Here is a 13,245-nt window from a genome sequence, read left to right on the forward strand (position 1 = left end):
TCCTGACACCGGGTTACACCGTTATCGCCGGGGGATTGTGTCCCGTGAGCAACCGATGTGTGTCCTGTACCACACAGCATCCTCCGACTGACGATCTGCGCAAGTAAGGCGCGCCGAACTGTGCAGAATGCTCGGTCGGTCGCCGGTCATGGGTGTCATACTGATCCCCATGAGCAGCAGGGAGCCACTTTCTGCCCCGCTGGATGCCACCGATGCCAGACTGTTGCTGGAGCTGGTGGCCAATCCCCGCGCCACGGGTGTCGAACTGGCCGCGCGACTGGGCCTCTCACGCAATACCGTGCAGGCCAGACTGGCTCGCTGGGAGGCGGCGGGGGTGCTCGCCAGCTTCGAACGCCGGGTGGATCCACGCGCGCTGGGCTATTCGCTGGCAGCCTTCGTGGCGGTGATCGTCGATCAGCATCGGCTCGACTCGGTGGTTGCCGAGCTGGCCGAGATTCCGGAGGTCACCGAGGTCTGCGGGGTGAGCGGGACGACGGATCTGACCGTGCGGGTGGTCGCGGTCGACGCGGAGGACCTGTATCGCCTGACCGGTCGGATCCTGAAGGTGCCGGGGGTGGAACGCACCAATATGGCGCTGGTGATGCAGCAGCTGGTCGGTCCCCGCATCACGCCGTTGCTGGATCGGCTGACCAATGGCACGGGTCCGTGATCAACGCTCGAATTTCAGTCCAGTTTCGGCGGATTGGCCGCTGACCCGGGGGTGACTGGACCGGGACGATGACCCGATGAGCACCAGCGTCACCGGCCTCGAGACGGTCGAGAGCCCGCCCGCGGCGGGCCTCGGCCAGCCCATCGGGGCCGGAATCGTCACCGCCCTGGTCGGATTCACCAGTTCCTTCGCGGTGGTGCTGACCGGCTTGACCGCCATGGGCGCGACCTCCGCGCAGGCGGCGTCCGGCCTGCTGGCGGTCTGCGTCACCCAGGGCCTGGGCATGATCGTGCTGAGCCGCCGCTATCGCATGCCGATCACACTGGCCTGGTCCACGCCGGGCGCGGCCCTGCTGGCGAGCACCGGGGCGGTCGCGGGAGGCTGGGCGGCGGCGGTGGGTGCGTTCGCGGTCGCGGGCGGACTCATTGTGCTGACCGGCTTCTGGCAGCGCCTCGGCGCGCTCATCGCCGCGATTCCGGTGGAGATCGCGCAGGCCATGCTGGCCGGGGTGCTGCTGCCGCTGTGCCTGGCCCCGGCCAAGGCGTTGCCGGTGAGCCCGGCGGTGGTGGTGCCGGTCATCGTCACCTGGCTGGTGCTGCAACGCTTCGCGCCGCGCTGGTCGGTGCTGGCCGCCTTCGCCGTGGCCGCGGTCGGGGCGGGCATCGACATCGCGGTGACGCATCGCCGCCTCGACGTGTCGGCGATGGTGCCGCGCGTGGAATGGACCGTGCCGCACTGGAGTTGGCAGGCCATGATCGGCGTCGCGATCCCGCTCTACATCGTGACCATGGCGGCCCAGAACATTCCGGGCACCGCCGTCATGCGCACCTTCGACTATCAGGTGCCGTGGCGAGCCGCCATGACCGTCACCGGCCTGGGCACCGTGCTCGGCGCGATGGCGGGCGGGCACGCCATCAACCTGGCCGCCATCAGCGCGGCCCTCTCCGCCGCTCCCGCCGCGCATCCCGACCCGAAGCGCCGCTGGATCGCGGCCTTTACCGCGGGCTGCTCGTATCTGGTGCTCGCTCTGGCCTCGGGCGCGCTGGTCATGCTGGTGGCCGCCGCCCCGAAGGGTGTGCTGGAAACCGTTGCGGGCCTTGCCCTCCTGGCCACCCTGGCCGGAGCCCTGACCGCCGCCCTCGCACCGGCCGCCCACCGCACCGCCGCCGCCCTCACCTTCCTGGTCGCGGCCTCGGGCATCGGTCTGCTCGGCATCGGCGCGGCCTTCTGGGCCTTGGTCGCCGGGCTGGTGGTCCGCTGGTTCCTGCCCCCGGCCAGTGGTTAGGGTGGGGTGTTCGGCTTCATGATGTGGTGAATCGGCGAAGAGGAGTTGGCTTGAGCGCGGTGCTGATCTCGGTTGCGGAACTTCAGGAGTTGCTGAGCGCGGGCGGCAGCCGGGTGCGGCTACTGGATGTGCGATGGGCACTCGGGGATCCCGATGGGCCGCAGCACTATCTGGACGGGCACATTCCTGGAGCCGTATTCGTAGACCTGGAGACCGAACTGGCCGCGCCCGCCTCCGCCGCCAAGGGCCGCCACCCCATGCCGGAGCTGGCGCATCTGCAGAAGTGCGCGCGCAGCTGGGGCGTATCCGACGGGGACACCGTGGTCGTCTACGACGCCACCGGCGGCATGGCCGCCGCGCGGGGCTGGTGGTTGCTGCGCTGGGGTGGCGTCGTCGACGTCCGCATCCTCGACGGCGGCCTGCCCGCGTGGGAAAAGGCCGGTGGCAAAATCGGTTCCGGCGACGAACCCGATCCGGAGCCCGGCAGCGTGGTGCTGTCCCCGGGCAATATGCCGACCGTCGACGCCGATGGCGCGGCCGGCTGGCAGGGCCTGCTGCTGGATGCCCGCGCGGGCGAGCGCTACCGCGGCGAGGTGGAGCCCATCGATCCGCGCGCGGGCCACATCCCGGGCGCGGTCAGCGCGCCGACCGCCGAAAACCTCACCACCGCCGGCCTTTTCAAGTCGGCTGACGAATTGCGTTCCCGCTTCGCGGGATTGGGCTCCGGCCCGGTCGCGGCCTACTGCGGTTCCGGCGTGACGGCCGCACACCAGGTGGCCGCGCTCGCGGTGGCGGGCATCGATGCCGCGCTCTACCCCGGCTCCTGGTCGCAGTGGTCCAACGACCCGAAGCGTCCGGCCGCCACCGGAGCGCAACCGGCCTGATCAGTCGGGCCGGACCGCGGTGAGGATGCCGGTCGCGTACGGCCCGGTGCGGAATTCGATTGCGGTGAAACCGATTTCCGACAGCGGTACGCGATAACGGCGGATGTCGACGGCTGACAGCCCGGAGTCATGGCTGTGGCCGCCGTCCTCATGATCATGACCGTCACCGCCCCGGTGCGCGGCCATGCTCGCCATGCCGCGAATGAGCAGCCCGCGCACGCCGCCCGTGGTCGGATGGGTGTCGGCGAGCAGTAGCCGCCCGCCCGGCCGGAGCACCCGGAACATGGCCCGCAACGCGGTGTTTCGATCGGCTTCGGCGATGTGGTGCATGGCGAAGGTCGAGGTGACCACATCGAATGTGGCGTCCGGGTAGGGCAGCGACTGTGCGGCACCGACCTCGAAGGTGGCGGTGGGTGCGGCATGAGCGGTGGCGTACTCGATCATCTGTGACGCCGGATCGAGGCCCACGGCCCGGCCCTGCGGCCCGGCCTGGCGGGCCAGCTCATTCGCGAGCCGACCGGGGCCGCAGCCGACATCGAGGGCCTGATCGCCCGGCCGGACGCCGACGGTGGTGGCGAAATGCCGGACCAGGCTCCCGCCGCGGCCGAGGAAGAAGACGTCGGTGAGCAGTTTGTAGCCGCGCGGCCAGGTGATGAGCCCGCCCACGGACTGGGGTTCGATATCGGACACTTGCTTGTTCTGGGTCATGTCGTCAATCATCGAAGGATGGAAAACGGCAGGCCAGAAGCAGTTTCCGGGGATGCGTCCGTTTCCGGACACATCGGCGGGATCCGTCCGGGAACGCTGGCCGACGGCGACCGCCGGGTGCGCCGCACCCGGATGGCCCTGCACCGCGCCCTCATCGAACTGATGCAGCAGCAGCCGTACACGCGGATCACGGTGCGCGACATCATCGATCGCGCCGATGTCGGCCGCTCCACCTTCTACGCGCACTACCGGGACAAGGACGATCTGCTGCTGGTCAGCTGCATCGAGCATGTGCGCGGCGAGTTGGCGGCGCAGGCGGCCCGGGGGCCGGGCGAGCTGTCGCCGCTGGCTCCGGTCGAGATGCTGTTCCGGCTGGCCGGCACGTATCCGGAGGTGTACCGGCCGCTGGTCGGGCCGCGCACGAACAGCACTGTGCTGCGGTCGATCCGGCAGATGTACGCCGAACTGCTCACCGAGCACCTGGGCGAGCGCCTCGGCCCGGACCCGGTGACGGCGGCGGGCACGATCACTTTTCTGTCCTGGGGTCTTTACGGTTTGCTGGAATCGGTCATGGACCCGCGCCAGGACCTCGATGCCACGCAGGCGTACCGCCTCTTCGCGACGCTATGGGCAGGCGCGGGCCACGCGTTCGAGGGCGGTGCGGTCGGCGGCGGTGACGGGTAGCCCGTAGCGGGTCGCCACCATCAGATACTTGCCCGCGTAGAAGCAGTGGGTGGCGCGGGCGGGCGGCAGCCAGTCCCCGGGTGTCCGATCACCCTTGTCCTCGTTGGTCTTTCCGTCCACCGCCAGCAGGTTGTAGTCCACGTCATTGGCGAACCGCACCCGCCGCGCCATCGGCCAGCCCGCAGCCCCCAGGTCCCAGGCCGCCGCCAGCGGATACACGTGATCGATCTGGACGGCCTTGGCATCGGCCCGAGCGAACGCGATGCGCTGCCCGGTATAGGGATCGTCCAAGGCCCCCGCGACCACCACGCACCCGTCCCCGGCCCGCCGCACCACCCCGCTGAGTTGCCTGGCCAGCACGGTATTGCGGCTGTCGCACCCGTCGTGCCCGCCCGGCCCGTCATGATCATCGGTCCACGCCGGCCCGAACACGCACCCCTGCCCGCCCCCGCAGCCACGCTCGTACCCACCGGGCCGCGGCCGTTTCGGCACGGTCCGCACCCCGGCCAGCAATCGTTCGAGCTGAACACGCCCGGGGCTGCCCGGCGCCGGTGTCACCCGCCCGAGGGACTCGCACCCCGGAACCACGAACAGGACGACAACAACGCCGAGCAGACCGAGCAACCTTGCACCCCTGGGCCACACGGCAATACATGTACCGCGCGCCACCCGGGTGGCGCGCAATCATGCGAACTTCGCACCCCCGAACCGAGGGTCAAAGCCAGGCGTGGGCCAGGATGTCGTCCGCGTTGGTCTCCGTGAGTTGTGGTGGATAGCGGGTGGCGGCAATGGAATCCACGTGCGCGCCGTCATGGCCGATGAGCCACGCACCACCGCGTTCTTCGCATTCGGCGATCTTCGCGAACACCGTGAGCAGGAAGGTGATGGAATCGCGCGGGTCGGCGGTGCGGGCGAGGCGCTGTGACTCGCCGGGCCGGGACAGGTCCAGCCACACTCCGGACTGCCCGTCCAGGCGCATCCCCACGATCTTGGTCGTGTCCACGAAGGTGAATTTCCGCCGTTCCCACGGTGTGGTGGGCGTGAAGCTCTGCTCGAGCACTTGGAGCAGAATCGTCATCTGCACGGCCTCCCTACGGTCTCGAAAATGCCACGGCTCCGGATTGAGTCGCGGTGATTTGTCGGGTGCGCCCCGCATGGCTGCGGTCCGGGCACGACACCGTTGTGCGCTGGACACAGCCGACACCGACCTATGCGGTGACCTGCGGATTTATCCAGTATGTTCCGTATCCGGACAGAAATAAAGGGGTAACCGACTCTCGAGTAGGTCCGCGCGATCCCGTGTTGTCGGGGCGGGCTGGTTGGATGGTCGGATGCTGCACGGACTGTGGTCTCCGGGGTCCGGGTTGGTGCTGTGGCACGACCCGGGCGACGCCGACGCGGCCGCCGCTGCCGTGCGGCTGCCCGAACCATTGGGCTCGATCCTCGCGGCGTCCAAATGGCGGCATCGGGCGCAGGTCGTGGTGCCCGGACCTTATGGTCCCGAACAACTGCAGGTCCGGGCGCACGCGCTGGCCCCGGAGTCGGCCGCCCGGGTACTGCTGCAGGAGCTTCCGGCCCGGGAGGTCGCCGGGGATCTGCGATTCCTGGGGCATGTCGCGCGCGGGATCGAGCGCTGGGTGCGGGCGGGCCGGATCGTGCCGGAGGTCTGGCGCGATGACGGTCGATGGTGGGCGCGGTGGCGGCTGCTGGGCGGGCAGCGGCAGCGGGCCTGGCTCGCGGAACTGGCGGTGGCCATGCCCGCCGCGTTGCAGGCGGGCGGGCGGCCGACGGAAGTGCTCGAGAATCTGAATGCGGAGCTGACCGATCCGATCGCGCGCCTGCACATCCCCGCGCAGCCGGACGACGAGACCGGATCGCATCCACTGCTCACCGCCCTGCTCGCGGCCGAGCCGCTGGAGTCGGGCTCGCATCGAGTGTCCGCGGTGCTGGAGGATTGGCGTACCAGCCTGACCGCGGACGAGCCGGAACTGGTGCTGCGGCTGCTGGAACCGGACGGTGACGAGCCGGGCGAGCTGTGGCGGCTCGAGGTCTGCCTGCGCACGGAAGGTGAAGCGCCGCAACCGGTGCTGCTGCCCGGTGATCCGCAATTGGTGCGGCTCGCGGGGGAGAAGCTCACCGCGGCCAAGCACGCCTATCCGCGGCTGCGTGACCTGCCGGGCGATACCCGCAGCATGGACATGTTCCTGCCCACCGAGGTGGTGATGGATCTGGTCGCGCACGGGGCGGGCGTGCTGCGCTCGACGGGGGTGCGGCTGATGCTGCCGCGCGCCTGGCGCGTCGCCGCACCGACGATGAAGCTGCAGGTGCAGAGTCCGGCCGCGACCGAAACCGCGGTCGGGCTCAAGGGTTTGGTGTCCTTCCGGTGGGAGCTGGCACTCGGCGACACCGTGCTCTCGCCCGCCGAGATGGCGCGGCTGGTGGACGCGAAATCGGATCTGGTGCGGCTGCGCGGAGAATGGGTGCAGGCCGATCGCCGCATGCTGGCCGCGGCCGCCGACTACGTGTCGGGCCGCACCGATGCCACCGAGACGACGATCGGCGGCCTGTTCGCGGAACTCTCCGCGCACCCGGTGATCGGGGTGCCGCTGGAGGAGATCAGCGCGACAGGTTGGGCCGCAGAGCTTTTCGACGGTGAACGGCACACCGAACCGGTGCCGGACCCGGTCGGGCTGAAAGCGCAGCTGCGCCCGTATCAGCAGCGCGGGCTGACCTGGCTCGCGACCATGAGCAGGCTGGGCTGTGGCGCGATCCTCGCCGACGACATGGGGTTGGGCAAGACGGTGCAGGTGCTGGCGTTGCTGGTGCACGAGCGCGAAAAGGCCGCCGCCGCAGGCGATTCGGAATCCGTCGGACCGACCCTGCTGGTATGCCCGATGTCGGTGGTCGGTAACTGGCAGCGCGAGACCGAACGCTTCGCGCCCGACCTGCGGGTCCTCGTGCATCATGGGCCGGGGCGGCGGTCGGGCGCGGAATTCGATGCGGCGGTGGCGGATTCGGATCTGGTGGTCACCACCTACGCGCTGCTGGCCCGGGATGTGGAGGAGCTGAAGCGGCAGGACTGGCAGCGGGTGGCGCTGGACGAGGCGCAGCACATCAAGAATGCCGGGACCCGGCAGGCGCGGGCGGCGCGACTGCTACCGGCGCGACATCGCCTGGCGCTCACCGGAACCCCGGTGGAGAACCGCCTGGAGGAGCTGCGCTCGATCCTGGACTTCGCCAATCCCAAGCTGTTGGGCAAGGCGTCGGAATTCCATGCCCGCTTCGCGGTACCGATCGAGCGCGAGCGCGACGAGAACGCCGTCACCCGCCTGCGCGCCATCACCTCACCGTTCGTGCTGCGCCGGGTGAAGACCGATCCGGCGGTGATCTCGGATCTGCCGGAGAAGATCGAGATGACGGTGCGGGCCAACCTCACCGCCGAGCAGGCCGCGCTGTATCAGGCTGTGCTGGACGATATGTCGGCCAAACTGAAGAACGCGAAGGGGATGGAGCGCAAGGGTGCGGTGCTGGCCGCGCTGACCCGGCTCAAGCAGGTGTGCAACCATCCCGCGCACTTCCTCAACGACGGTTCCGGAGTGCTGCGCCGTGGCCACCATCGTTCCGGGAAGCTGGGGCTGGTGGAGGACATTCTGGAGTCCGTGATCGCCGACGGTGAGCGTGCGCTGTTGTTCACCCAGTTCGCCGAGTTCGGAAACCTGTTGGCCCCGTACCTGACCGAGCGTTTCGGCACCGAGACGCCGTTCCTGCACGGCGGGGTGAGCAAGCAGCGGCGCGACGATATGGTCACCACCTTCCAGTCCGAGGAAGGACCGCCGCTGCTGTTGTTGTCGCTCAAGGCCGGTGGCACCGGGCTCAATCTGACCGCCGCCAATCATGTGGTGCACCTGGACCGCTGGTGGAATCCGGCGGTCGAGAACCAGGCCACCGACCGCGCCTACCGGATCGGACAGCGCCGTGATGTCCAGGTCCGCAAGCTGGTTTGCGTGGACACCATCGAGGAGCGGGTGGACGACATGCTGAAGGGCAAGAGCCAACTCGCGGACCTGACGGTGGGGACCGGCGAGAACTGGATCACCGAACTCGGCGATGCCGAACTGCGCGAGCTGTTCGCGCTGGGCGCGGAGGCGGTCGGCGAATGAACACCTACCTCGATTTCGGCGAGTTCGGTGAGCGGCGGCCGGTGCGCGGCGGAGTGCGGGCCCGCAGTCAGCGCGGCACCGCGTTCGCCCGGACCTGGTGGGGCCGCGCGTTTCTGGAGGCGGTCGAAGGGGTCGCCGATCAGGGTCGGCTGGCCCGGGGACGTTCGTACGCCCGCACCGGCCAGGTGGTGAACTACCGCCTCGAACCCGGCATGGTGAGCGCGGAAGTCCAAGGCAGCCAGCCGCGTCCGTTCGTCGCCGTGCTCACGCTGCGCCAGTTGCGTGACGACCGTCTCGACGAACTGGTCGACCAGGTCCGTGCCACCCCGGGCATGCTGGGCGAGATCGCCGCGGGCACGCTGCCCCAGGCGCTCGGGCCGCTGCTGCTCCCCACGACGGCCTCCGAGCTCGACTTCTCCTGTAGTTGCCCCGATTCCGGTTGGCCCTGCAAGCATGTGGCCGCCGTCTGCTACGTGATCGCCGAGCGCCTCGACGAACACCCCAACGATCTGCTGACCCTGCGCGGCATCGAACTCGACGACCTGATCGGCAATGTCCAGAGTCAGGGTCTGCCACCGGATTCCGCCGATCTGTACGGCGACGAGCTCACCCTCCCCGCCTTGCCGAAGCCCGATTTCCATCCGGCCCCCGACGATCTCGACGCTGTCCTGCTGCGTCAGGCCCTGCGTATGACCGCCGAGGACGAGCAATCCGTCGCGGCCGGGCTGCGTCGTTTGCGCGCCGTCTACCGCTCCCTGGAGGACTGAGCGGCGTCAGCGGATCAGCCGGTGCAGCAGCGGCAGCGAGTCCGACAGTTGTCGGCGTTCCTCGCCGTTGAGCCGCTCGCCGATGAGTTCGGCGATGTGTCCGTGGCCCGCGTCGCGGCGCTCCGACAGCAGGGTGCGCCCGGTCTCGGTGATGGTCAGCAGTTTCCGCCGCAGGTCGTGCTCGTCGGCGGTCCGGCTGAGCAGGCCGCGCTCGACCAGGGCGGCCACGGCGGTCGCGACCGATTGATGCCGGATCCGGTCCGCGCGAGCCAGATCCGCGACGGTGGCCGGACCGTCGCGGTCGAGGCGTTTGAGGATCGACACCTGCGAGGGCGAGACGTCCCGGGACGGGGAAACCGCGCGCATGCGCCGGACCAGGCCGCTGACCACGGTCTGCAATTCTTCGGCGATCTTCTCGTTGTCACTTGTCGATCCGGTCATAACTCCCTAAAGTACAGCATGACTGCGCAGTCAACCTGTATATCTCGCGGCGTATCAAGGAGATTCGATGGGAATCGTCGGCAAGCTGCTGTCGAACTGGCGGGCAGGGGAGGAGGGGCTGGCCTGGAATCTGCCGAACCTGGCGGGGGCCGAAAGCCTCCGGGTCACCAGCCCGGACTTCGCGCACGAGAGCACGCTGGCTCTGCGGCATGCCGGTAAGAGGATCGGCGGGGAGGATCTTTCGCCGGAACTCAGCTGGGCGGAGGTGCCCGCCGGCACCGAGCGACTGCTGCTGGTGATCGAGGATCCCGACGCCCCGGGCTCCACCCCGTTCGTGCACTGTGTGGCCCTGGTGGACCCGGCGCTCACCGGGGTGCCGCGTGGTGGTCTCGCCGCCGACGCACCCGCCGAGGGCGTGACCGTCCTGCGATCCGGTTGGGGGCGTGGGTACATGGGGCCGTCCCCGATCAAGAGTCACGGCCCGCACCGCTACGTCTTCGAGCTCTTCGCGCTGACCGAGCCGCTCGCGCTCAGTGGCGGTAGATCACTCGAGTCCGCCAAGCCGCGCGAGGTGCTCGCCGCCGCCCGGGCGAGCGCTCGCGGACGGATCGACGGGTTCTACGAACGGCCCTGAGAACCGGTAGTCCTTCAGGTCGAAATGCGCTGCGCGCCAAGAGGCTTCGGGAGTGCTCATGGCCCGCAGCGGGACGTCGCCGTTCTTGTCGAAGTAGTAGGAGTTGGCCAGCGCGCAGCTGTCCTGCCAGAAGACCTGGGTGCCGCGCCGCGACAGCATCTCCTGGAAGTAGCGGTCATTCGCTTCGGGCGTGACCTCGATGCGAGTCGCGGTGCGGCGGCGGACATTACGGAGCAGGCGCAGGATATGGGTGGTCTGCATTTCGATGAGGGTGAAGTAGGACGCGCCGTTGTAGCCGTAGGGGCCGATGATGGTGAAGAAGTTGGGGAAGCCGGGGACGCTCACCCCTTCGTAGGCCTGCAGGCGGTGCGTGTCCCACCAATCCTCCAGTCGCACACCACCACTGCCGTGCAGATCGAAGGTCGGCATATTGCCCGACTCCATGACCTTGAAGCCGGTGGCCATGATCAGCACGTCGACCTGATGGTGGCCGCTCGTGGTGCGCAGGCCACTGGCGGTGATCTCGGTGATGGGATCGGTGTCCAGGGTGACGTTCTCGCGATTGAAGGTCTTCAGATAGTCGTTGGAGAACGACGGTCGCTTGCAGCCCAGCGCGTACTTCGGCGTGAGCTTCTCGCGAATCTCCGGGTCGTGCACCTGATTACGCAGATGCGCCAGCCCCTGCCGCTCGCCGACCTTCACCACCGGCAGCACCTTGTAGTAGTGCGCCGACAGCGGGAACGTGATCTCCACGAACGCCTGGCTCAGCCACCGGGTCAGGAACTGCCCGCCGGGCAGCCGCATCAGCGCTTGGACCGGGGGCGGCATGGGCGCGTCCGGCCGGGGCAGGCACCAGATCGGAGTGCGCTGGAAGACAACGAGTTCCGACACCTGCTTCGCGATCTCGGGAATGATCTGGATGGCCGACGCGCCGGTGCCGATGATGCCGACCCGCTTGCCGCGCAGATCGACGTCGTGATCCCAGCGCGCGGTATGCATGGTGAGGCCACGGAACCGTTCCGCGCCAGTGATTTCCGGCAGCTTCGGCCGAGTCAGCACGCCGGTCGCGCCGATCAGGAACCGGCAGGTGAGTTCCTCGCCGTCGGTGGTCCGCACCCGCCACAGGTGCAGGTCGTCATCGAAATCCGCGCGCTCGATGGTGGTCCCGAAGCGGATGCGTGGCCGCAGCCCGTACTTCTTGACGCAGTGCTCGGCATACGCCTTCAGCTCCCGGCCGGGCGCGTACACCCGCGACCAGGACCGCTGCTTCTCGAACGAGTACTGGTAGCTGAACGACGGAATATCAACGGCGATACCGGGATAGGTGTTCCAATGCCAGGTGCCGCCCACCCCGTCGGCCTCGTCGATCATGATGAAATCGTCGAAGCCCGCCTTGCGCAGGGCGATAGCGGTCCCGATCCCGGAGAATCCCGCTCCCACAATGACGATCTCATGGTTCACCACGGTGCTGGTCACAGCTTGTCCTCCGCGTAGATGATGCAGTCCACCCGATGCTCGACCCCGTCCACGGTGCGAATCCCGAGCGGAGCGAGCCGGGCGATGGGCCAGGCGATGAGCGTGCAGTTCTGCTGCCGCAGGGCGTGGTAGTAGCGGCCGTGCACCCGCACCCCGGCGGCCCGGTCCGGAGTGAGCAGCCGCCGCTGCCACGAATCGCCAACCTGCGCGCGGAGATTCACCAGGGCGGCGCGGCGAAGCACCTCCGCGGCGAGCCGATGCAGCACGCCGTGCTGCGCTCGGTCGTCGGCGGGCAGGGCGGGATCGGTGGATGAGGTCGGGCTCGGCAGCGCGCCCAGGACATCGGCCGGGAACCGGCGCAGCAGTAGTCCGGCACCCGGGAGCGGCGGGGTCGGCAGGATCCAGATCGGGTCGTGCTGGAAGACCGTCACCCGGCGGGCTTGTTCGACCACCGGGGGCACGATCCGGGCCAGTGCGGTGCCGCCGCCGACGACCGCGACGTGCAACCGGTCGAGTTCGTGCTGATCGCGCCAATGGGTGCAGTGAATCGTTGGGCCGGTGTAGGTTTCGCGGACTCTGCGGGAGTCGCTCCGGCGGATCGGGGAGGTCATTTCGCCACCGGCTCGTAGGTCAGGGCCTTGGACCAGGATGGGGTGCGGCCGAGTACGCGGACCGGGAAGCGGTCGATGGCCTTGTTCAGCGCGTCGTTGATGCCCTGGATGGGTTGCAGGCGGTTGATGGTGGCGCGGCCGTGCAACCGGACCACATGGAACAGCGGAACGCGTTTGATGTCGGGACTGCGTTCCCCGGCTTTCTCGTAGCGCCGCACGGCATTCCAGAGCTTCTCCTCGTCCAGCCCCATCGCCATGATGTTGGTCGACATGCGCGACAGCAGCGGTGTGTACAGCAGCGCACCCATCAGCAGGGTGGGCCGCAGTGCGTATCCGGCCGTCTCGATGGCGATGCGCCGCATCGGTCCCGCGCCCAGTTGTTCGAGCACCTGGAAGCCGACGGCCAGATGCCGGGACTCGTCGCTGTTGATGTGCCGGAACACCTCGTGGCACAGCGGATCCCGCACCTCGTCCAGGAGGAACTTCACCAGTGCGCCGTCGAGCGCGCACTCCAGCGAGGGGATCACCGTGCCCAGCACCGGCAGGGTCAGCCCGTCCCCGTACTTGTCCAACCATTCGATGACGAGCCGAATGTTCTTGTTGGGCACCGGCATCTCGTCCCCGTCGAGCATGCCCCAGCGCCGCATCAACGCCAGCTCGGCGTTGGCGTGCTTCTGCTCCTCGGCGTGGAAGTACCGGTAGATCTCCTTGAGCGGCCCGTCTGGCGCGTGCAGGGTGAGCGCGGCGAAGCCCCGGGCGCCCACGTGTTCGATCCACACCAGGTCGGCCATGAATTTCGCCAGTGCGGGCCGCTGCTCATCGGTGATGAGCTCGGCTCCCGGTGCGTCCCAGTCGATATCGGCCAGCGCCCACTGTCGTTCCTGGATGACGGTGAGCATGTCGGGGTATGTGAACGCCATTGTTC

Annotated in this window: 13 protein-coding genes and 1 pseudogene; 7 read left to right on the forward strand and 7 right to left on the reverse strand. The window is 68.8% G+C overall.

What is annotated here, in order from left to right:
- Positions 1-169 precede the first annotated feature (169 nt).
- The 3 genes from ACFXHA_RS42095 to ACFXHA_RS42105 all read left to right on the forward strand — a co-directional run bounded on the left by ACFXHA_RS42095 (position 170) and on the right by ACFXHA_RS42105 (position 2,839).
- The gene (locus ACFXHA_RS42095) at positions 170-670 is read left to right on the forward strand and encodes an Lrp/AsnC family transcriptional regulator (protein WP_379366468.1); all 501 of its coding nucleotides are present in this window, start codon (positions 170-172) and stop codon (positions 668-670) included.
- Between the two features lie 76 nt (positions 671-746).
- Positions 747-1,955, forward strand: a complete 1,209-nt coding sequence (locus ACFXHA_RS42100; protein ID WP_379366470.1) for a benzoate/H(+) symporter BenE family transporter — start codon at positions 747-749, stop codon at positions 1,953-1,955.
- A 62-nt stretch (positions 1,956-2,017) separates the two neighbouring features.
- Entirely contained in the window at positions 2,018-2,839 is an 822-nt protein-coding gene (locus tag ACFXHA_RS42105) for a sulfurtransferase (RefSeq protein WP_379366596.1), read from the forward strand.
- On the opposite strand, the gene ACFXHA_RS42110 is transcribed toward ACFXHA_RS42105, so the two are convergent.
- Complete coding sequence (locus ACFXHA_RS42110; protein WP_379366472.1) at positions 2,840-3,547, reverse strand: class I SAM-dependent methyltransferase; 708 nt, start codon at positions 3,545-3,547, stop codon at positions 2,840-2,842.
- 18 nt (positions 3,548-3,565) lie between these two features.
- On the opposite strand from ACFXHA_RS42110, the gene ACFXHA_RS42115 reads away from it, so the two are divergent.
- Positions 3,566-4,231 (forward strand): TetR/AcrR family transcriptional regulator, encoded by a 666-nt coding sequence (locus tag ACFXHA_RS42115; protein ID WP_379366474.1) that lies wholly within the window; start codon positions 3,566-3,568, stop codon positions 4,229-4,231.
- Here ACFXHA_RS42115 and ACFXHA_RS42120 read toward each other — a convergent pair.
- Both ACFXHA_RS42120 and ACFXHA_RS42125 read right to left on the reverse strand, forming a co-directional pair.
- Positions 4,172-4,855: an HNH endonuclease family protein gene (locus ACFXHA_RS42120; RefSeq protein WP_379366476.1), complete on the reverse strand. Its 684-nt coding sequence runs from the start codon at positions 4,853-4,855 to the stop codon at positions 4,172-4,174. The genes ACFXHA_RS42115 and ACFXHA_RS42120 overlap by 60 nt on opposite strands.
- Before the next feature lie 91 nt (positions 4,856-4,946).
- Positions 4,947-5,309 carry a hypothetical protein gene (locus tag ACFXHA_RS42125; RefSeq protein ID WP_379366478.1) on the reverse strand — a complete coding sequence of 121 codons (363 nt, stop codon included), beginning with the start codon at positions 5,307-5,309 and terminating at the stop codon, positions 4,947-4,949.
- Between the two features lie 253 nt (positions 5,310-5,562).
- On the opposite strand from ACFXHA_RS42125, the gene ACFXHA_RS42130 reads away from it, so the two are divergent.
- Together ACFXHA_RS42130 and ACFXHA_RS42135 are read left to right on the forward strand one after the other, a co-directional pair.
- Positions 5,563-8,391 carry a DEAD/DEAH box helicase gene (locus tag ACFXHA_RS42130; protein ID WP_379366479.1) on the forward strand — a complete coding sequence of 943 codons (2,829 nt, stop codon included), beginning with the start codon at positions 5,563-5,565 and terminating at the stop codon, positions 8,389-8,391.
- Positions 8,388-9,158 carry an SWIM zinc finger family protein gene (locus ACFXHA_RS42135; RefSeq protein ID WP_379366481.1) on the forward strand — a complete coding sequence of 257 codons (771 nt, stop codon included), beginning with the start codon at positions 8,388-8,390 and terminating at the stop codon, positions 9,156-9,158. The genes ACFXHA_RS42130 and ACFXHA_RS42135 overlap by 4 nt, the downstream gene beginning before the upstream one ends.
- 6 nt (positions 9,159-9,164) lie before the next feature.
- Here ACFXHA_RS42135 and ACFXHA_RS42140 read toward each other — a convergent pair whose 3' ends face one another.
- A complete protein-coding gene (locus ACFXHA_RS42140) occupies positions 9,165-9,599 on the reverse strand; it encodes a MarR family winged helix-turn-helix transcriptional regulator (RefSeq protein WP_379366483.1) in 435 nt (144 codons plus the stop codon).
- Positions 9,600-9,666: 67 nt separating this feature from the next.
- Between ACFXHA_RS42140 and ACFXHA_RS42145 the strand changes: the two genes are divergently transcribed.
- Positions 9,667-10,233 (forward strand): YbhB/YbcL family Raf kinase inhibitor-like protein, encoded by a 567-nt coding sequence (locus tag ACFXHA_RS42145; RefSeq protein ID WP_379366485.1) that lies wholly within the window; start codon positions 9,667-9,669, stop codon positions 10,231-10,233.
- Here the strand turns inward: ACFXHA_RS42145 and ACFXHA_RS42150 are convergent.
- The 3 genes and pseudogenes from ACFXHA_RS42150 to ACFXHA_RS42160 form a co-directional block, all read right to left on the reverse strand.
- A pseudogene (locus ACFXHA_RS42150) lies at positions 10,231-11,709 on the reverse strand (flavin-containing monooxygenase); the annotation flags it as partial. The gene ACFXHA_RS42145 and the pseudogene ACFXHA_RS42150 overlap by 3 nt on opposite strands.
- Positions 11,706-12,320 (reverse strand): hypothetical protein, encoded by a 615-nt coding sequence (locus ACFXHA_RS42155; protein WP_379366487.1) that lies wholly within the window; start codon positions 12,318-12,320, stop codon positions 11,706-11,708. The pseudogene ACFXHA_RS42150 and the gene ACFXHA_RS42155, both read right to left, overlap by 4 nt.
- A complete protein-coding gene (locus tag ACFXHA_RS42160) occupies positions 12,317-13,240 on the reverse strand; it encodes a ferritin-like domain-containing protein (RefSeq protein WP_379366489.1) in 924 nt (307 codons plus the stop codon). Before ACFXHA_RS42160 ends, ACFXHA_RS42155 begins: the two co-directional genes overlap by 4 nt.
- Between the last annotated feature and the right edge of the window lie 5 nt (positions 13,241-13,245).

Source organism: Nocardia sp. NPDC059240, from assembly GCF_042753865.1.
In the GTDB taxonomy this organism is placed as follows: Bacteria; Actinomycetota; Actinomycetes; order Mycobacteriales; family Mycobacteriaceae; genus Nocardia.

What these genes read in the sequence shown, in the direction of transcription:
- ACFXHA_RS42140 (WP_379366483.1), bottom strand. Translation starts at nt 9,599, where the DNA reads ATGACCGGATCGACAAGTGACAACGAGAAGATCGCCGAAGAATTGCAG.
- ACFXHA_RS42160 (WP_379366489.1), bottom strand. Translation starts at nt 13,240, where the DNA reads ATGGCGTTCACATACCCCGACATGCTCACCGTCATCCAGGAACGACAG.
- ACFXHA_RS42095 (WP_379366468.1), top strand. Translation starts at nt 170, where the DNA reads ATGAGCAGCAGGGAGCCACTTTCTGCCCCGCTGGATGCCACCGATGCC.
- ACFXHA_RS42135 (WP_379366481.1), top strand. Translation starts at nt 8,388, where the DNA reads ATGAACACCTACCTCGATTTCGGCGAGTTCGGTGAGCGGCGGCCGGTG.
- ACFXHA_RS42130 (WP_379366479.1), top strand. Translation starts at nt 5,563, where the DNA reads ATGCTGCACGGACTGTGGTCTCCGGGGTCCGGGTTGGTGCTGTGGCAC.
- ACFXHA_RS42100 (WP_379366470.1), top strand. Translation starts at nt 747, where the DNA reads ATGAGCACCAGCGTCACCGGCCTCGAGACGGTCGAGAGCCCGCCCGCG.
- ACFXHA_RS42125 (WP_379366478.1), bottom strand. Translation starts at nt 5,309, where the DNA reads ATGACGATTCTGCTCCAAGTGCTCGAGCAGAGCTTCACGCCCACCACA.
- ACFXHA_RS42145 (WP_379366485.1), top strand. Translation starts at nt 9,667, where the DNA reads ATGGGAATCGTCGGCAAGCTGCTGTCGAACTGGCGGGCAGGGGAGGAG.
- ACFXHA_RS42155 (WP_379366487.1), bottom strand. Translation starts at nt 12,320, where the DNA reads ATGACCTCCCCGATCCGCCGGAGCGACTCCCGCAGAGTCCGCGAAACC.
- ACFXHA_RS42110 (WP_379366472.1), bottom strand. Translation starts at nt 3,547, where the DNA reads ATGACCCAGAACAAGCAAGTGTCCGATATCGAACCCCAGTCCGTGGGC.
- ACFXHA_RS42115 (WP_379366474.1), top strand. Translation starts at nt 3,566, where the DNA reads ATGGAAAACGGCAGGCCAGAAGCAGTTTCCGGGGATGCGTCCGTTTCC.